At 69.0% G+C, this 17,639-nt stretch carries 18 protein-coding genes, 1 pseudogene and 1 riboswitch; of the genes and pseudogenes, 14 read left to right on the top strand and 5 right to left on the bottom strand.

All coding sequences use genetic code 11. The features are described from left to right. Positions 1–215: 215 nt before the first annotated feature. The 8 genes from BMG07_RS21055 to BMG07_RS21025 are packed head-to-tail and all read left to right on the top strand — an operon-like array spanning position 216 to position 6,783. Entirely contained in the window at positions 216–1,856 is a 1,641-nt protein-coding gene (locus tag BMG07_RS21055) for a nitrite/sulfite reductase (RefSeq protein WP_374221304.1), read from the top strand. Next, entirely contained in the window at positions 1,802–1,993 is a 192-nt protein-coding gene (locus BMG07_RS44975; RefSeq protein WP_374221303.1) for a hypothetical protein, read from the top strand. Before BMG07_RS21055 ends, BMG07_RS44975 begins: the two co-directional genes overlap by 55 nt. Next, the gene (locus BMG07_RS21050) at positions 1,990–2,352 is read left to right on the top strand and encodes a DUF934 domain-containing protein (protein WP_198086188.1); all 363 of its coding nucleotides are present in this window, start codon (positions 1,990–1,992) and stop codon (positions 2,350–2,352) included. Before BMG07_RS44975 ends, BMG07_RS21050 begins: the two co-directional genes overlap by 4 nt. A 54-nt stretch (positions 2,353–2,406) precedes the next feature. After that, positions 2,407–3,039: a phosphoadenosine phosphosulfate reductase family protein gene (locus BMG07_RS21045; protein WP_198086187.1), complete on the top strand. Its 633-nt coding sequence runs from the start codon at positions 2,407–2,409 to the stop codon at positions 3,037–3,039. Between the two features lie 50 nt (positions 3,040–3,089). Continuing rightward, positions 3,090–4,043 carry a sulfate adenylyltransferase subunit CysD gene (gene cysD / locus BMG07_RS21040; protein WP_198086186.1) on the top strand — a complete coding sequence of 318 codons (954 nt, stop codon included), beginning with the start codon at positions 3,090–3,092 and terminating at the stop codon, positions 4,041–4,043. Next, the gene (locus BMG07_RS21035) at positions 4,043–5,383 is read left to right on the top strand and encodes a sulfate adenylyltransferase subunit 1 (protein ID WP_198086185.1); all 1,341 of its coding nucleotides are present in this window, start codon (positions 4,043–4,045) and stop codon (positions 5,381–5,383) included. The genes cysD and BMG07_RS21035 overlap by 1 nt, the downstream gene beginning before the upstream one ends. Before the next feature lie 42 nt (positions 5,384–5,425). After that, positions 5,426–5,755, top strand: a complete 330-nt coding sequence (fdxA, locus tag BMG07_RS21030) for a ferredoxin FdxA (RefSeq protein ID WP_093240594.1) — start codon at positions 5,426–5,428, stop codon at positions 5,753–5,755. Then, a complete protein-coding gene (locus BMG07_RS21025; RefSeq protein ID WP_198086184.1) occupies positions 5,713–6,783 on the top strand; it encodes an NAD(P)/FAD-dependent oxidoreductase in 1,071 nt (356 codons plus the stop codon). The genes fdxA and BMG07_RS21025 overlap by 43 nt, the downstream gene beginning before the upstream one ends. 6 nt (positions 6,784–6,789) lie before the next feature. On the opposite strand, the gene BMG07_RS21020 is transcribed toward BMG07_RS21025, so the two are convergent. After that, complete coding sequence (locus tag BMG07_RS21020; protein WP_198086183.1) at positions 6,790–8,100, bottom strand: aspartate aminotransferase family protein; 1,311 nt, start codon at positions 8,098–8,100, stop codon at positions 6,790–6,792. 54 nt (positions 8,101–8,154) lie between these two features. On the opposite strand from BMG07_RS21020, the gene BMG07_RS21015 reads away from it, so the two are divergent. Then, complete coding sequence (locus tag BMG07_RS21015) at positions 8,155–8,949, top strand: TetR/AcrR family transcriptional regulator C-terminal domain-containing protein (protein WP_269759231.1); 795 nt, start codon at positions 8,155–8,157, stop codon at positions 8,947–8,949. Between the two features lie 52 nt (positions 8,950–9,001). On the opposite strand, the pseudogene BMG07_RS21010 reads toward BMG07_RS21015, so the two are convergent. Next, positions 9,002–9,844 (bottom strand): annotated as a pseudogene (locus BMG07_RS21010) (LysR family transcriptional regulator); the annotation flags it as partial. 122 nt (positions 9,845–9,966) lie between these two features. Between BMG07_RS21010 and BMG07_RS21005 the strand changes: the two are divergent. The 3 genes from BMG07_RS21005 to BMG07_RS20995 are packed head-to-tail and all read left to right on the top strand — an operon-like array spanning position 9,967 to position 13,183. Continuing rightward, complete coding sequence (locus BMG07_RS21005; protein ID WP_198086181.1) at positions 9,967–10,977, top strand: tripartite tricarboxylate transporter substrate binding protein; 1,011 nt, start codon at positions 9,967–9,969, stop codon at positions 10,975–10,977. Beyond that, positions 10,974–12,203 carry an aromatic ring-hydroxylating dioxygenase subunit alpha gene (locus BMG07_RS21000; RefSeq protein ID WP_198086180.1) on the top strand — a complete coding sequence of 410 codons (1,230 nt, stop codon included), beginning with the start codon at positions 10,974–10,976 and terminating at the stop codon, positions 12,201–12,203. The genes BMG07_RS21005 and BMG07_RS21000 overlap by 4 nt, the downstream gene beginning before the upstream one ends. Next, positions 12,200–13,183, top strand: a complete 984-nt coding sequence (locus BMG07_RS20995; RefSeq protein ID WP_198086179.1) for a PDR/VanB family oxidoreductase — start codon at positions 12,200–12,202, stop codon at positions 13,181–13,183. Before BMG07_RS21000 ends, BMG07_RS20995 begins: the two co-directional genes overlap by 4 nt. On the opposite strand, the gene BMG07_RS42535 is transcribed toward BMG07_RS20995, so the two are convergent. Together BMG07_RS42535 and BMG07_RS20990 are read right to left on the bottom strand one after the other, a co-directional pair. Further along, complete coding sequence (locus BMG07_RS42535; RefSeq protein WP_269759230.1) at positions 13,157–13,717, bottom strand: adenylate/guanylate cyclase domain-containing protein; 561 nt, start codon at positions 13,715–13,717, stop codon at positions 13,157–13,159. The two genes, BMG07_RS20995 and BMG07_RS42535, sit on opposite strands and share 27 nt — an antisense overlap. Beyond that, positions 13,654–15,057 (bottom strand): hybrid sensor histidine kinase/response regulator, encoded by a 1,404-nt coding sequence (locus BMG07_RS20990; protein ID WP_269759229.1) that lies wholly within the window; start codon positions 15,055–15,057, stop codon positions 13,654–13,656. The genes BMG07_RS42535 and BMG07_RS20990 overlap by 64 nt, the downstream gene beginning before the upstream one ends. Between BMG07_RS20990 and BMG07_RS20985 the strand changes: the two genes are divergently transcribed. Further along, positions 15,056–15,268, top strand: a complete 213-nt coding sequence (locus BMG07_RS20985; RefSeq protein ID WP_198086178.1) for a hypothetical protein — start codon at positions 15,056–15,058, stop codon at positions 15,266–15,268. The two genes, BMG07_RS20990 and BMG07_RS20985, sit on opposite strands and share 2 nt — an antisense overlap. Further along, positions 15,228–15,328: riboswitch (TPP riboswitch) on the top strand. (Overlaps the previous gene by 41 nt.) 76 nt (positions 15,329–15,404) lie before the next feature. Beyond that, the gene (locus BMG07_RS20980; protein WP_198086177.1) at positions 15,405–16,757 is read left to right on the top strand and encodes a cytosine permease; all 1,353 of its coding nucleotides are present in this window, start codon (positions 15,405–15,407) and stop codon (positions 16,755–16,757) included. On the opposite strand, the gene thiD is transcribed toward BMG07_RS20980, so the two are convergent. After that, on the bottom strand, positions 16,711–17,550 hold the full coding sequence (gene thiD / locus BMG07_RS20975) for a bifunctional hydroxymethylpyrimidine kinase/phosphomethylpyrimidine kinase (RefSeq protein WP_198086176.1): 840 nt from the start codon (positions 17,548–17,550) through the stop codon (positions 16,711–16,713). The two genes, BMG07_RS20980 and thiD, sit on opposite strands and share 47 nt — an antisense overlap. Positions 17,551–17,639: the final 89 nt, after the last annotated feature.

Genomic DNA, 17,639 nt, shown 5'->3' with positions numbered 1-17,639 from the left:
GGGAGTTTTCCGGTTTGGAGCCTTCGCGGCAGTCCTCTCGCCTTATCCGGAATAAGCATCCAACCGTCCCGCAACCCGCATGGATGCTGGCGAATAAGCTTATCCGCATAAGGCGCGAACCAAAAAATAGTTTGTTTCCATAAGGCTGGCTTCCAGAATCTCGGCTTCTTGCTGGGGCGCTGGACGCACCGCACTTCAAGACAAACGCACGCACGATGTACCAATACACAGAATTCGACCGCCAGTTCGTTCATCAACGAGCCGCCCAATTCCGAGACCAGCTCGAGCGCTGGCAAAAGGGCCGCCTCCACGAGGACGAGTTCCGCCCGCTGCGGCTGCAAAACGGCTGGTACGTCCAGCGCTATGCGCCGATGCTGCGCGTGGCCGTGCCCTACGGCGAGCTTTCCAGCCGCCAGCTGCGCGTGCTGGCCCGCATTGCCCGCGAGTACGACGAGCCCGAAGCCGAGGTCTACAAGAAGGCCATCGAAACGCAAGGCCAGCTCGGCAGCCACAAGCTCCCGACGCACTACGCCCACTTCTCGACGCGCCAGAACGTGCAGTACAACTGGATCCCGCTCGCCAAGTCGGCCGACGTGATGGACCTGCTGGCTTCGGTCGACATGCACGGCATCCAGACCAGCGGCAACTGCATCCGCAACATCACGAGCGACGAGCGCGCTGGCATCGCCATCGACGAAATCGCCGACCCGCGCCCCTACGCGGAAATCATGCGCCAGTGGAGCACGCTGCACCCTGAGTTCGCGTTCCTGCCGCGCAAGTTCAAGATTGCCATCACCGGCGCCACCGAAGACCGCGCCGCCACCGGCTGGCACGACGTGGGCCTGCACCTGGTGAAGAACGAGGCCGGCGAGATCGGCTTTCGCGTGCAGGTGGGCGGCGGCATGGGCCGCACGCCCATCATCGGCACCGTGCTGCGCGAGTTCCTCCCGTGGCAGCAGATCATGAATTACCTCGAAGCGGTGATCCGGGTCTACAACCGCTATGGCCGCCGCGACAACATCTACAAGGCGCGCATCAAGATCCTGGTGAAGGCCGAAGGCCAGCGCTACATCGACGACGTCGATGCCGAGTACAAGCAGATCCTGGAGCACGACGGCGCGCCGCACACCATCACGCAGGCCGAGTTCGACCGCGTGGCCGCTTCCTTCGTGCCGCCGACCCTGGCCACCCGCGTGCTGCAAAGCGCCGAGAAGACCGACGCCGAGCTGCGCACGCACGCCGCCGACGACGTGCAGTTCGCCCGCTGGCTCGCCCGCAACGTGGCGCCGCACAAGAACCCCGCGCTGCGCGCCGTGACGCTGTCGTTCAAGCGCCTGAAGCAGGCGCCCGGCGATGCATCGGCCGACCAGCTCGACACGCTCGCCCAGCTGGCCGACCGCTTCTCCGCCGGCGAAGCCCGCGTGACGCACGACCAGAACGTGGTGCTGCCCTGGGTGCACGCCGAAGACCTGCACGCGCTGTGGCTCGCCGCCCGCGCCGCCGGCTTTGCCAGCGCCAACGTGCACCTGCTGACCGACATGATCGCCTGCCCCGGCGGCGACTTCTGCGCGCTGGCCAATGCGCGCTCGATCCCCATCGCCGAAGCCATCACCGAGCGTTATCAAGACCTGGACGAGCTCGACGACCTGGGCGAGATCGACCTGCACATCAGCGGCTGCATCAACTCGTGCGGCCACCACCACAGCGGCCACATCGGCATCCTGGGCGTCGACAAGGACGGCAAGGAGTGGTACCAGGTCACCCTCGGCGGCTCCGACGGCTCCGCGCTCAGCGCGCGCCGGTGGCCGGCAAGGCCGTGGGCCCCTCGTTCTCGGCGGCCGAAGTGCCGGGCGTGATCGAGGCCGTGCTCACCACGTACCGCGACACCCGCGAGAACGGCGAGAACTTCATCGACACGCTGCGCCGCGTGGGCCCGGACCCGTTCAAGGCCGCCGCCAACGGTGCGCGTTTCAAGGTGGAGGAAGCAGCATGAACAAGACCCTGAACATCCTGGCGGCCGAAGAGCATGTCGACGACGGCGACCCGAAGGTGCTGCAACTGGCCAACGACGCCGACCCCTTCGCCATCGAGGTGTGCCTGGCCGACATCGAGCGCATCGACCTGAACTTTCCGAAGTTCACCGACGGCCGCGCCTACAGCCAGGCCTTCCTGCTGCGCCGCCGTCTTGGCTTCACGGGCGACATCCGCGCCACGGGCGACGTGCTGATCGACCAGCTGGTGCAGATGGAACGCACCGGCTTCTCCAGCGCCGTGCTGAAGGAAGGCGTGGACGCCTCCGACGTACAGCGCCAGTTCGACCGCTTCGCCACCTTCTACCAGGCGACGCCGTGAAGACCGCGCCGCACTTCGTGGCCGGCGCCTGAGCCCGCATCGGAAAACTTCGACATGAGCCTTGCCACGGACATCGACTTCGCACGCATCAACACCGACCTCGGCCGCAACGCCGAAGGCCTGGTGGACTGGGCCATCGGCCTGGGCCAGCCCGCGATCATCACCACCAACTTCCGGCCTTTCGAGGCCGTGATCCTGCACATGGTCACGCGCGCCAGGCGCGACGTGCCGGTGGTCTGGATGGACAACGGCTACAACACCGAGGCCACCTACCGCTTTGCCGACGAGGTGACCAGGCAGCTGGGCCTGGACCTGCACATCTACCTGCCGCGCCGCTCGCGCGCGCACCGTGAAGCGGTCGAAGGCCCGACGCCGGCGCTCGACGATCCGCGCCACGCCGCCTTCACCGAAGAAGTGAAGCTGGAGCCCTTTGCCCGCGCGCTGCGCGAGACGGCGCCCAAGGTGTGGTTCACCGCGCTGCGCGCGACCGACACGGCCGTGCGCGCGCAGATGGACCCGGTCAGCGTGAACCCGGACGGCCTCATCAAGGTCGCGCCGCTGCTGCACTGGTCGTCCAAGGAGCTGTACGAATACTGCGAGAAGCACGGCCTGCCCAACAACTTCGACTACGTGGACCCGACCAAGGGCGAAGACAACCGCGAGTGCGGCCTGCACCTGTCGCACTGAGCGGCGTCGCCGCCTCCTCGCCCATTTCCTCGCATTCAGCACCTACTCAGATGAACGCCCGTACCGAAACCGAACTGCTGCTGCCGCCCATGCACTCTCCCGCGCGCCTGTCCAACACGCACCTCGATGCGCTGGAAGAAGAAACCATCTTCATCCTGCGCGAAGTGGCGGCCGCCTTCGAGCGCCCCACCCTGCTGTTCTCGGGCGGCAAGGACTCGCTGGTGCTGCTGAAGTGCGCGGAAAAGGCGTTCGGCGTGGGCCGCATTCCGTACCCGCTGCTGATGATCGACACGGGCCACAACTTCCCCGAAGTGACGGCCTACCGCGACCAGCGCGCCAAGGAACTGGGCGCCGAACTCATCGTGCGCAACGTCGAGGACTCGATGAAGCGCGGCACCGTGCGCCTGGCGCACCCCGGCGAGTCGCGCAACGCGCACCAGTCGGTCACGCTGCTCGAAGCCATTGAAGAATTCCGCTTCGACGCGCTGATCGGCGGCGCCCGCCGCGACGAGGAAAAGGCGCGCGCCAAGGAGCGCATCTTTTCGCACCGCGACAGCTTCGGCCAGTGGCAACCCAAGGACCAGCGCCCCGAGCTGTGGACGCTGTTCAACACGCGCCTGGCCCCGGGCGAGCACTTCCGCGTGTTCCCCATCTCGAACTGGACCGAACTCGACGTGTGGCAATACATCGAGCGCGAGCACGTCGGCCTGCCGTCGATCTACTACACGCACAAGCGCGAGGTGGTCGAGCGCCGCGGCCTGCTGGTGCCCGTGACCGAACTGACCCCGCCGCGCGACGGCGAAACGGTGCAGGTGCGCGACGTGCGCTTTCGCACCGTGGGCGACATCACGACCACCTGCCCGGTCGAGAGCCTGGCCGCCGACGCGGGCGACGTGGTGCTGGAAACGCTGTCGGTCGACGTCAGCGAGCGCGGCGCCACGCGCATGGACGACATGACCTCCGAAGCTTCCATGGAGAAGCGCAAGAAAGACGGATATTTCTGATGAGCACGACGACGACTGCAACCCCTGTCTCCACCCACGTTGACGGCGACACCGGCACCGCCCTGCGCTTCATCACCTGCGGCTCGGTCGACGACGGCAAGAGCACGCTCATCGGCCGCCTGCTGGTCGACAGCAAGACCGTGCTGCAAGACCAGCTGGCCGGCGTGCAGCGCGGCGGCGAGACCGACCTGGCCCTGCTGACGGACGGCCTCTCGGCCGAGCGCGAACAGGGCATCACGATCGACGTGGCGTACCGCTACTTCTCGACCGCCCAGCGCAAGTTCATCATCGGCGACGCGCCGGGCCACGAGCAGTACACGCGCAACATGGTCACGGCCGCCTCGGCCGCCGACGCCGCCGTGGTGCTGGTCGACGCAACCAAGCTGGCCTGGGCCGCCGAAGTGGAAGACGGCACCGTGGTCAAGCGCGAGCTGCTGCCGCAGACGCGCCGCCACACGCTGCTGTGCCATCTGCTGCGCGTGCAGTCGATCGTGTTCGCCGTGAACAAGCTCGACGCCATCGGCGACGCGGGCCTGGCCTTCGAACGCATCTCGACCGCGCTGAACGCCTTTGCCGAAGCGGCCGGCGTGCAGGTGGCGGCCATCGTGCCGATTTCCGCGCTCAAGGGCTGGAACGTGGCCACGCGCCATGCCGACTGGGTCGGCTACGAAGGCCCCAGCCTGCTCGAGCTGCTCGAAGAGCTGCCCGTGACGGCGCAGGACGAGGCCGTGCCCTTCGCCTTCCCGGTGCAGTGGGTCGAGAAGTTCTCGGCCTCCGCCGACACCTCGCAGGGCCGCCGCGTGTTCTGGGGCCGCGTGGCCTCGGGCCATGTGGAGCCGGGCCAGCGCGTCACGGTGCTGCCGAGCAACCAGACCGCCACCGTCGCCCAGGTGCTGAACCACGCGCGCCAGCCGCAGGCGGTGCATGCAGGCCACAGCGCCGGCATCGTGCTGGACCGCGAGGTCGACGTGTCGCGCGGCGACTGGCTGCTGGCGCCCGAGGCCTTCGAGCCGGTGCGCGAGATCACCGCCACCGTGGCCTGGCTCGACGACGAGCCGCTGGTCGCGGGCCGCGTGTACTGGGCGCTGCAGGGCCATCGCTGGGTCAAGGCCAAGGTGGCGCGCATCGTCGACCGGGTGAACATCACCACGCTCGAATCGGAGCCCGCCACGCAGCTGGAAGCCAACGCCATCGGCGACGTGGTGCTCGCGCTGCAGCAGCCGCTGGCGGTGCTGCCGTTCACGCAATCGCGGGCGCTGGGCTCGCTCGTGCTGGTCGATACGGCCTCGCACAAGACCGCCGCGGCGGTGCTCGTGCAACCTTCCGCCGCAAAGGCCTAAAATCTAGGGTTTTTCCCGACCACTTCTGACGCAAAAAGACAAATGACCCACGTCGTCTCCGAAGCCTGCATCCGTTGCAAATACACCGACTGCGTGGACGTTTGCCCCGTCGACTGCTTCCGCGAAGGTCCCAACATGCTGGTGATCGACCCGGACGAATGCATCGACTGCGCGGTCTGCATCCCCGAATGCCCGGTCAACGCGATCTACGCCGAGGAAGACCTGCCGGCCAACCAGATCGCCTTCATCAAGATCAACGCCGAGCTGGCCGTGGCCGACGGCTGGAAGAGCATCACCAAGCGCAAGCCCGCCCTGCCTGACGCCGAAGAGTGGAAGGACAAGACGGACAAGGTCGGGGAGCTGGTGCGCTGAGCACCGTGACCGCGCCCATTGAAACCGACGCGCTGATCGTCGGCGCCGGCCCTGTCGGGCTGTTCCAGGCCTTTCAACTGGGCCTGCTCGAAATTTCCTGCCATATCGTCGATGCACTGCCCGCCGCGGGCGGCCAGTGCGTGGCGCTGTATGGCGACAAGCCGATCTACGACATTCCCGGCACGCCCATGACCAGCGGGCGCGACCTCGCGCAGTCGCTGCTGCAGCAGGTGGCGCCGTTCAAGCCGCAGTTTCACTTCGGCGAGCAGGTCGCCACCCTCGAGCGCCAAGCCGACGGGCGGCTGCTGCTGGCCACCTCGGCCGGCAAGGCCTTCCTGGCCAGGACCGTGTTCATCGCCGCCGGTGTCGGGGCCTTCGTGCCCAAGCGCATCGCGCTGGAAGACATCGGCCGCTTCGAGGGCACGTCGCTGTTCTATCACCCCGATTCGCTGGACCGCTTCGCGGGGCAGACGGTGGTGGTCAATGGCGGCGACGACATCGCGCTGGAAACCGCCATTGCGCTGACGGCCACGGCCAGGCAGGTCACGCTGGTGCACCGCCGCGACGGCTTCCAGGCCGACGAGGCGACGGTCGCGGCCATGCGCCAGTTGGTGGCCGACGGCAAGCTGGCTTTCAAGGTCGGCCAACCGGCGGCCTTCGACGGCAAGCAACTGCGGATCGCGACACCCGACACCACCACCATCGACCTGCCGCTGGACGCGCTGGTCGCCTGCCTGGGCATTTCCCCGCGCCTCGGCCCCATCGCCGACTGGGGCCTGGCGTTGGAGCGCAAGCAGGTGCCGGTCGACACCGAGAAATACGAGACCCGCGAACGCGGCGTGTTCGCGGTGGGCGACATCAACACCTACCCGGGCAAGAAGAAGCTCATCGTCTGCGGCTTCCACGAGGCCACGCTGGCCGCCTGGGGCGCCACGGCCATCGTGTTCCCGGGCAAGGCCGTGCCGCTGCAGTACACGACCACCAGCACGCGCCTGCACGAGCTGCTGGGCGTTTCCAAGGCCGCCTGAACGTCGTCAGGCGCCGGGCAGCAGCGCCCGGTATTCGCCGATGAAGCCGGCGATGGCATCGACGAAACGGTCGATGTCCGCATCCGCCAACGGCAGCGACAGCACGACGAAGCCGCGCGGCGAGGTGTAGATGCCCTGGCCCAGCAGGTGGAAGAACAGCAGTTGCCGCAGCCGCCCGTCGACCGCCGCGAGGTCATCGGTGCTGCGCACTTCCCCCGTCACGAAGTGCCCGTTCATCAGCGAACCCAGTCCGGTGAACTGGAACGCCACGCCCTCCTTCGCGCACAGCGCATTGAGCCGCGAACGCATCGCGTCGCCCTTCTCGGCCAATGCGCCGGCCGCCTCGGGCGTGAACAGCTTCGTGAGCCCGGCGTAGCCCGCCGCCATCGTCATCACGTTGTTGTTGAAGGTGCCGGAATGCGCCAGCGGCCCGGTGCGCGGGTCGAACAGCGCCATCACGTCGGCGCGCCCGCCGAAGGCGCCGAACGACATGCCCCCGCCGATGTACTTGCCCAGGGTCGTGAGGTCCGGGCGAATGCCCAGTTTGTTCGCCAGCCCATGCGGCGCGAGCCGCGAGGTCATGACCTCGTCGAACACCAGCAGCGCGCCGACCCGCGTCGCCGACTCGCGCAAAGCCTGCAGAAAGTCCAGGCGCCCCGGAATGCAGCCGCTCGCGCCCTGCATCGGCTCGAGCAGCACGGCGGCGATCTCGGGGCCGTGCTTTTCGATCTGCTCACGGGCCGTTTGCGTGTCGTTGTAGGGCAGCACGAGAAAGTCGAACGGCACCGTGGTCGGCGACGGCTTGGCGCCGAAGCCCAGCACCCCGCCGTGGTAGCCGCCCGAGAACACCACGATTTTCTTGCGCCCCGTGAAATGCAGCGCGGCCGTGAGCGCCATCAGGTTGGCCTCGGTGCCCGAGTTGGTGAAGCGCAGTTGCTCGATCTGCGCAAAGCGCTCGCAGATCAGCCGCGCCAGCCGCCCTTCGAGCAGGTTGTGGCCCGTGAGGTTGATGCCGCCTTGCATCGCCTCGATGACGGCCTCGCGGATCTCCGGCGCCGAGTGGCCGTAGACGCCGGCCGTGTACTCGGCGATGAAGTCGGCATAGCGGTGGCCGTCGGCGTCCCACAGCGCGGCGCCCTCGCCCCTGGCGATGGTCAGCGGAAACGGCGCATAGAACAGCACCGAGCGGCTGTTGGCGCCGGGCATGTAGCGCGCCTGCTGCTCGAACTGGCGCAGGCTGGCCGGGTTGGCCTCGTTGAAGCGCCGGTGCGCGGCGGCAAGGGCCTGGTCGATGGCGGCGTCGGCTGCATGGGTCATGGCGGATGTCCTTGGTGGGGAGACACAAATTAATTGATCACTGCTCAATTAATATTGTTTATACGATCAATTGAGCTGCCGCACAATGGCATCGACCATGAGACCGCCTCGCCCCCCAAGACCCCAAAGCCCCCCAAGCCCCGCTCCGCCGGCCGCCCCACCGGCGGCGGCGAACTCTCCAAGCAGCGCGTCGCAGAAGTCGCGCTGGCGCTGATCGACGAATCCGGCCTGGGCGCGTTCAGCATGCGCGAGGTGGCGGCGCGGCTGGGCGTGTACCCGGCCACGGTGCACTGGCACGTGAGCACGCGCGAGGCGCTGCTGGCCGAGGTGGCGGCCACCGTCATGGCCGAGGTCGCACCGCCCCCGGGCAAGCTCGGCTGGCAGGCCTGGATCGCCGAACTGTTCCGCCGCTGCCGCGACAGCGTGCGGCGCCACCCGAACGTGGCGCAGTTGCTGGGTGCGCAACTGGTGTCGAACGGCAGCCTGCCCACCGAGCTGGTCGAGGGTGTGCTGGCCGCGCTGACCGAAGCGGGCTTCGAGGGCGAGCCGCTGCTGGAGGCCTACAACTGCGTGATCGCGGCGATGCTGGGCTTTCTCACGATGGAGTTCTCGCCCTTGCCTTCCGACAACACGCAGGCCTGGGCCGAGGAGCTGCGCGAACGCGTGCACACGATCCGCCCGCTCGACCACCCGGTGCTCACGCGCAACCTGCCGCTGCTGGCCAACAAGGCCTTCATCGTGCGCTGGGACAACGGCACCACAGTGCCGCTGGACAGCAGCTTCGAACGCCACATCCAGATGACCATCGACGGGCTCGAGGCCTTCGCGCGCAGGGTCAGGACGGCTTAGCCGCCGCGTTGCCTTCGGCGTGGGCCTGGTGGCCGATGCGCAGCAGCGCGTCTTTCAGCCACAGCACGCCGGCGTCGGAATTGGAGCGCCGGTTCCAGCACACGACCGAGCGGTAGCCCTGCAGCTCGAACGGCAGCGGGTGCACCGCGAGCACATCGCGAAAGCGCTCGGCCACGCGCAACGGCATCACGGCGACGTGATCGGTCTGCGCCAGCAGGTCGACGATCTGGCCGAAGCTGGTCATGGCCACGCTCATGGTGCGCGTGCGACCTTGCCGCGCCAGCACCTGGTCGATGAGGTCGTCGAGCGCCGAGCTGCCGTAGCCCAGGAACACATGCGGCGCGCCGCAGAAGGCGTCGAGCGTCGCCTCGCGGCCCAGCGTCGGGTGGCCGCGCCGCACGGCGACGACATAGCGGTCTTCGTACAGCAGCGCCGATTCGCAGTCGCTGGGCGGCTGCAGGCGCGGCAGCACGGCAATGTCGAAGTCGCCCTTGCGCAGCCGCTCGGTCAAGGTCAGGAACGAACTGGTCTCCCAGTAGATGCGCACGCGCGAGCCGCACGCCACCAACTCGTTGGCCAGCGTCGGCAGCAGCAGGTGGCTCGCGTAGTCGCCGCCCGAGATGCGAAAGATGCGCTGCGACGCCGCGGGGTCGAAGCCTTCGCCGGGCTCCAGCATCGCCGACAGGTCGGCCAGCACGCGCTCCACCTGGCCGGCCAGCGCCTGCGCGCGCGCCGTGGGCTCCACGCCGTGCGCGGTGCGGGTGAAGAGCGGGTCGCCGAAGGTGTCGCGCAGGCGATTGAGCGACGCGCTCACCGCGGGCTGGCTCAGGAAGAGCCGGGTCGCCGCGCGCGACACGCTGCGCTCGCGCATCAGGGCATCGAAGGTCCGCAGCATGCCGACGTCGAGGCTGCGGATATCACGTTGGGCCATATCTCATATTCAAAGCTTCGAATTGCCCGCGGGGCGGGCGGTCCGTATCGTCGGGCGCACAAGTACAACACGACTGGAGACACACGATGAATCGGTTCAGACCCTCGCCGGGCGCGGGCGCCACGCGCCGCCGCACGCTCGGCATCCTCGGCGCCGGCCTTGCCGCGCTGGCCGCCGGCCCCGCCTTCGCGCAGGCCCCGCGCTTTCCGAGCCGCGTGGTGCGCATCGTTCCCTTCGGCTCGCCCGGCGGGCCGATGGACGTCATTGCGCGCATCTACGCCGAGAAGCTCAAGACCCGCTGGAACCAGCCGGTGATCGTCGAGGCCAAGCCCGGCGCAAGCGGCACCATCGCCGCCGACACCGTGGCCAAGGCCGCGCCCGACGGCTACACCGTGCTGCTCACGCTGCCGCTCACGCACATCAACAACGTGGTGCTGCAGCCCAAGCTGCCCTACGACCCCGTGAAAGACTTCGAGCCGCTGTCGCAGCTGGCCACCGGCGGGCCGATGCTGATCGCGCGAGCCTCGGCGCCATTCTCGAACGTGCGCGAGTTCGTGGCCTATGCCAAGGCGCACCCCGGCGTTTCCTACGGCACCTGGGGCAACGGCTCCAACGCGCACCTGTTCGGCGAACTGCTGGCGCGCCAGAGCGGCATCGACCTGGTCCACGTGCCGTACAAGGCCGAGGCCGCCGCGCACAACGACATGTTCGGCGAGGCGCTGGGCGTGGCCTGGGCCAACCCGTCCACGGCGCGCGCGCTGGCGCAGTCGGGCCGCATCAAAGTGCTGGGCATCACGGGGCGGCAGCGCGTGCGCTCGATGCCCAACGTGCCGACCTTCACCGAGCAGGGCTTTCCCGGCTTCGACCTGGACAGCTGGATCGGCGTGTACGCGCCCGCGAAAACGCCCCAGCCCGTGCTCGACGAATGGGCGACCGCTCTGCGCGAGATCACGAAGATGCCCGACGTGCAGGAGCGCCTGGCCGGCTTCGGCTTCGAGCCCCTGGGCAGCACGCCGGCCGAGTTCCGGGCCAACTACAAGGCCGACTTTCCCCGTGTCGCGGACCTCATCAAGGCCGCAGGAGTCACCCCCGAATGAGCGCAGTCGCACCACCCTCCCCGGCCACCACAGCCGAGTGGCAACCCATCACGCTGGACACCGGCACCGCCTACGGCCGCAAACCGCCGGGCCACAAGCCCGAGCTGACCGAGGTGGGCGCCGGCACGCCCATGGGCGAGCTGCTGCGCCGCTACTGGCACCCGATCGGCCTGGCCGCCGATGCCGACGACACGCCGCGCAAGGTGCGCGTGCTGAGCGAAGACCTCATCTTGTTTCGCGACAAGCGCGGCCGCGCGGGCCTGGTGCACTGGCGCTGCGCGCACCGGGGCGCGTCGCTCTACTACGGGCGCGTCGAGGAAGAAGGCATCCGCTGCTGCTACCACGGCTGGATGTTCGACGTGCAGGGCCAGTGCGTCGACCAGCCCTGCGAGCCCGACGGCGGCGCGCGCAGCCGCGCCCGCGTGCGCCAGCCCTGGTATCCGGTGGAAGAACGCTACGGCCTGATCTGGGCCTACCTCGGCCCGGCCGGGAAGAAGCCGGTGCTGCCGCGCTACGACTGCCTGGAAACGATGGACGAAGGCGAGACCCTCGAGGCCGACGGCAACAGCATCGGCGGCGGCGGCCCGCAGGTCATTCCGTGCAACTGGCTGCAGCACTACGAGAACGTGGCCGATCCGTTCCATGTGCCGGTGCTGCACGGCAGCTTCAGCGGCACGCAGTTCGTGGCGCTGATGGGCCAGATGCCCGAAGTCACTTTCGAGAGCACCGAGACCGGCGTGATGATCACCTCGATCCGCAAGCTCGAGGACGGCGGCACCTTCCGGCGCGTGGCCGGCCCCGTGCTGCCGACCCTGCGCGTGGTGCCGAACCCGCGCGTGGCGGCCTACGGGCGGGTCGAGTCCATCGGCTGGGTGCTGCCCATCGACGACCACAGCTTTCGCATCTACACCGTCGGCCGCGTGAAGAACCCGGGCGACCTGGCGCGCGTGCGCTCGCGGCTGAACGGCAAGCTGTGGGAAGAACTGACCGAGGCCGAGCACCGCAGCTTCCCCGGCGACTACGAGGCACAGGTGAGCCAGGGCGCGATCACCGCGCATTCGGAAGAGCACCTGGCCACGTCGGACCGCGGCATCGTGATGCTGCGCCGCCTGCTGCAACGCCAGCTCGACGCGGTGCGCGAAGGCAAGGACCCGGCCGGCGTGAGCTTCGACCCCGAGGCCGCGCCCGTGCATTTCGAGGCCGGCAACTTCCTCGTGCGCGAATGAGCGCGGCGGCCAGTGCAGCCAGTGCAGGCATCGAGGTCAAGGTCGCGCGCAAGACGATCGAGGCCGACGGCGTGGCTGGCTTCCGGCTGGTGGCGGCCGACGGCGCGCGGCTGCCGCCCTTCACGCCGGGCGCGCACATCGACGTGTCGCTGCCCGGCGGGCTGGTGCGGCAGTACTCGCTGTGCAATGCGCCCGCGCAGGACGACCACTACGAGATCGGCGTGCTGCGCGACGCCGCATCGCGCGGCGGCTCGCTGGCCATGCACGACGCCGTGCACGAAGGCGCGGTGCTGCGCATCAGCGCGCCGCGCAATCACTTTCCGCTCGACGAAAGCGCCACGCACAGCCTGCTGCTGGCGGGCGGCATCGGCGTGACGCCGCTGCTGTCGATGGCGCAGCGGCTGGCCGCGCTGCAAGCCGACTTCGCGCTGCACTGCTGCAGCCGCACCGCCACGCGCACGCCCTACCGGCGGCGGCTCGAGGCCAGTGCGTTTGCCGACAGGGTGTTCTTTCATCACGACGACGGGCCGCCCGCGCAGCGCATCGACCTTGCCGCGGCCATCGGCCGGCCCGCGCCCGGCAGGCACCTCTACGTGTGCGGCCCGCAGGGCTTTCTCGACGCGGTGCGTGCCACCGCGCGCGGGCTGCGGTGGGCGGACGCGCAGGTGCACTTCGAATACTTCTCGGGCACCTTGCCCGCCCCCGATGCGCAAGGCGGCTTCGAGGTCGAGTTGCGCAGCTCGGGCCGCGTCGTTCGCGTGCCCGCGTCGGTCAGCGTGGTGGACGCGCTCGCGGCCGAGGGCATCGACATTCCGGTGTCGTGCGCGCAGGGCGTCTGCGGCACCTGCCTCACGCGCGTGCTGGCGGGCGAAGTCGCGCACAACGACCTCTACCTCACCCCCGCCGAGCAGGCCGCGAACGACCAGTTCCTGCCCTGCTGCTCGCGCGCGATCTCACCGCGGCTGGTGCTCGACCTCTAGCAGCTCGTAGAGCACCATGCGCGTCTGCCGCCCGCGCAGTTCCGCCATTTCCTCGATGCGGCGCGTGGCCAGCCGGCCGCCGAGCCCCGCGAAGGTCGTCTCCGAGATCAGCGTGCGCGTGCCCAGCTCCTTGTTCGCGCCTTCGATGCGGCTCGCCACGTTGATGACGTCGCCGATGGCGGTGTAAGACAGCCGCTCGCTCGCCCCCAGCACCCCCGCGATCGCGTGGCCGGTGTGGATGCCGATGCGCGTGCGGAACTCGTGCATGCCCTGGGCGCGCCACGTGGCGTTGAGTTCATTCATTTCGGCGTGCAGTTCGAGCGCGGCCGTGCAGGCCTTGTACTCCGCGTCTTCCAGGTCCATCGGCGCGCCCCACAGCACCATGATGCCGTCGCCCATGAACTTGTCGACCACGCCGCCGTGCCGCGCGAACACGCGCGCCGCGAGGTTGAAGTACTCGGTCAACTGCTTCACGAGCACGTCGGCCGCCAGCGATTCCGAGATGGAGGTGAAGCCCTCCACGTCGGTGAACATCGCGGTGATGCGGCGCGGCGAGCCGCTGGGCGCGAGCGCGTGCCTTCGGCGACGAGCTGCTTGATGACGTCGACCGGCACGAACTTGCTGAAGGCCTTGAGGCTGCGCGCCGACTCGTCCAGCGCCTGGTTCAGGTGCTGGATCTCGAGCACGCGGCTCGACTCGAGCGGCAGGTTGTCCAGCTCCAGCCGGCCGATGCGGCGCGCCACGCGCGAGAGGTTCTCGATGGGCGTGGTCACGAGCTTCGACAGCCGGAGCGCGATGAACAGCGCGACGCCCAGGAACGTGAGCGTCAACGCCAGCGCCCACAGCACCGTGCGATGCAGGTCGCCGAGCAGCACGTCCTCGGGCTCCCAGCTGACCAGCTGCCACCGGGTGGACGGAATGTGCGACGTCTGCACCAGATACCGGCGTCCCTCGTGCACGATGGCAAACGCCATGTCGTCGGCGCCGCCCGCCGTGCCGGCCGCCCGCATGTGCGCGTGAAGGGTGCCCAGCACGCCGTCGTCCTCGTCCGGCGATTCGAGCTCGCGAACGGCGTGCGGACTGTCGCTGCGCGCGAGCACATGATGGTCCGCGCTCAGCAAGGCGCTCTCGCCGTGGCCCAGCTCGCCGAAGATGCGCACGAGCTTCGACAGGTGCCCCAGCGACACGTTGGCGGCCACCACCAGGTGTTGCGTGCGGCCTTCGTCGTCGAGCCGCCCGGTCGGCTCCGCGAGGCTGATGGCGAGCTCCTTCGCCGCGACCGAGAGAAAGGGCGCGGTCCACACCGGGCGCCGGGCCTTCACGGCGGCCTCGAACCAGTTGCGGTGCGCCGGGTCGTAGTCGCTGCGGAAGGCGCTGATGTGGGTGGTGGCAAAACGCTGTTTCGCGTCGCCGCCTTCGGAATCGGGCGAGCGCTTGTATTGCCAGGTCTCGGTGCTGAAGTCGGGGCTGCGCAATATCTGGCGGATGGCGGGCGACGGGTAGCGCAGCGCCGTCATCAGGTGGCCGTCGTCGGTGGCCACGTTGAGGCTGTCGAGCTCAGGGTTCTGCTCCAGCAGCGTCCACAGCATTTCGGAGGTCTGCTCTCCGTCTTCTCCCGCCGCGTGCAGGCTGGGCGAGTCGCCTATCGCGCGCACCACCGCCTCGGTCCTGGCCAGGAAGGCCAGCACGTTGTCCTCGACGCGGTCGTGGTTGATCTTGTGCGCGGCCGTGCCCACGCTGGACACCAGCCGCTCGACGGCCCAGTAGCCCAGCGCCACCAGCAACAGCGACTGCACCAGCGCGACGGCGCAAATGATGGTGCCCACGTCGACCCTGAAACGCCGCAAGCGGGTGCGTGTGAAATCGTCTGCCATGGAGTTCCTCCGCGCGCACGTCCAGGTGCGCGCCCTCGTTCTTTTTTCCCTCGGGCAATTCTCGCCCGAGTTCGGCGCGACGCGGGTTTTCCCGCCCTTCGAATGGCACGCACAGCGTCGCGGCTTCCCGACAGCGGATAAACTCGGGGCCGCCCCGGGGTTCTCCGCGGGGCAATTGCTAGGGGTGCTGAGCGGCTTGCCGCCCGGCTGAGAAAGTCCCTTTGAACCTGATAGAGGTAATCCTCGCGCAGGGAAGCTGGTCCGGTGGCCGCTCACGTTCTCTCGCGTGACGACCGTGTCGCTCGGGCCCCGCCCACCTGCCAACCCCTTTGCACTGGAGCAAACGGATGGCACACGACGACAACAACAGCGGCGCACCGGTCGCCACCAACGAAGCACTGACCCCGCTGCCTGCGTCGAGCCGCGTGTTCGGCTGGCACGACCACGCCTCGCTGTGGTTCAGCCTGGGCGTCGGCCTGCTGGTGATGCAGATCGGCGCCTACCTCGTGCCGGCGGTGGGCACGCGCGACGCGGCCATTGCCATCGTGCTGGGCTCCTGCCTCGGCGCCGGCCTGCTGGCGTGGACCGCACGGCTCGGCTGCGAGAGCGGCCTGGCCAGCGCGGGCCTGATGCATGCCACCTACGGCAGCGCCTTCGCGCGGCTGCCGGTGCTGCTGAACATCGTGCAACTGGTGGGCTGGACCACCTTCGAGCTGGTCGTCATGCGCGAGGGCACGCAGGCCATCGGCCAGGCGGCTTTCGGGCCGTCGATCGGCTCGGCCTGGGGCGGCGTGCTCACCACGCTGCTGTGGGGCGCGGTGCTGCTGGCGCTGCTCGCGGGCTCGATGGTCAAGCTGGTGCGGCGCTTCGTCAGCCGCTTCGGACTGCCGCTGGTGGTGCTGTCGCTGCTGTGGCTCAGCTGGCAGTTCGCGACGCGGCTGCAAGCCAAGGGACTGGACGCCTTCTGGGCCCGGCCCGGCGACGGCAGCATGGGCATGTTCAGCGCACTCGACCTCGTCATCGCCATGCCGGTCTCGTGGCTGCCGCTGGTGGCCGACTACGCGCGACACGGCAAGCGCGGCACGGGCGGGCTGGGCAGCGCTTTCAGCGGCACCTGGCTGGGCTACGCGCTGGCCAACATCTGGTGCTATGCACTGGGCGTGATGGTGGTGAGCGTGGCCGAGCCGGGCACGGAGCTGGTGACGGCGCTGCTCCTCGCGCAGGGCGGCCTGCTGGCGCTGGGCCTGATCCTGATCGACGAACTCGACAACGCGTATGGCGACGTCTATTCAGGCTCGGTCTCGACGCACAGCCTGCTGCCGCGCTGGAGCGTGAAGCGCTGGGGCCTGCTGCTGGCCGCGCTGTGCATCGCGTTCGCGCTGGTGCTGCCGATGCACACGCTGGAGCCCTTCCTGCTGCTGCTCAGCTCGGTGTTCGTGCCGCTCTACGGCGTGATCATCGGGCGGCTGGGCGCGGGGCAATCGGTGTCGGTGAACGGCGCGCGCAAGGTCGATTTCGGCGCCGCACTGATCTGGATCGCGGGCATCGCGGCCTACCACGCACTGGCCAAGTGGGCGCCGCAGTTCGGCTCCGCGTTGCCGACGCTGGCCGCGACCTTCGTGCTCGCGTGGCTCAGCCGGCCCAAGCTGGGCGCTACGCCGGCAGGCGGTGCGTCGGCACTGGCGCAAAGCCGTGGTTGAGAGGGCCATGACCCGACCCGACACGCACATTCGCACCCGCGGCCATCGCGCCGAGGATGTATGTGCGCGCCTGCTCGACCGCGTCGGGCAGCGACGCGCCCAGCGCCAGATGCGCGGCAATGGCGGACGACAGCGTGCAGCCCGTGCCGTGCAGGTTGGGGCTGTCGATGCGCTTCGACGCGAGCCGCTTGCGTTCGCCGCCGGACTGCAACAGCAGGTCGACCACGTCGTCGCCCGGCAGATGACCGCCCTTGAGCAGCACCGCCTTCGCGCCGAGCGCGAGCAGCTCCTGCGCCGCGCCGTCGAGCGCCTCGACGCCGTCGATGGCATGGCCGACCAGCAAGGCCGCTTCGTCGAGATTGGGCGTGACCACCAGCGCACGCGGGAACAGTTCGCGCACCAGCACCTGCACCGTCTCGGCCGCGATCAGGCGGTCGCCGCTGGTCGCGACCATCACGGGGTCGAGCACCACGTTCTTCAGCTGGTAGCGGTCGATGGCCCAGGCCACCACCTCGACCACCTCGGGCGCGTGCAGCATGCCGAGCTTGACGGCGTCGACACCGATGTCTTCGACCACGGCCTGGATCTGTGCCTTGAGAAAGTCGGGCGGCACGCCGTGGATGCCCGACACGCCGAGCGTGTTCTGCGCGGTGAGCGCGGTGATGGCCGTCATGCCGTAGCAGCCGAGGGCCGCGAAGGTCTTCAGGTCGGCCTGGATGCCGGCGCCACCGCCGCTGTCGGAACCGGCGATGGAGAGCACGCGTGCGTAGCGCTGGGTGGGGGCTTGGGTCATGCTGAAAATTATCGGCGACTGTTTGGCTCTTCTTTCTCCCTCCCCTTCCGGGGGAGGGTCGGGGTGGGGGCACGCGGCGTATCCATCGC

The sequence above is a fragment of the Variovorax sp. E3 genome (assembly GCF_016082275.1).
Taxonomy (GTDB): domain Bacteria; phylum Pseudomonadota; class Gammaproteobacteria; order Burkholderiales; family Burkholderiaceae_C; genus Variovorax.
Note: the sequence above shows the minus strand (reverse complement) of the source record. Positions and strands in the feature narration are given on the sequence as shown.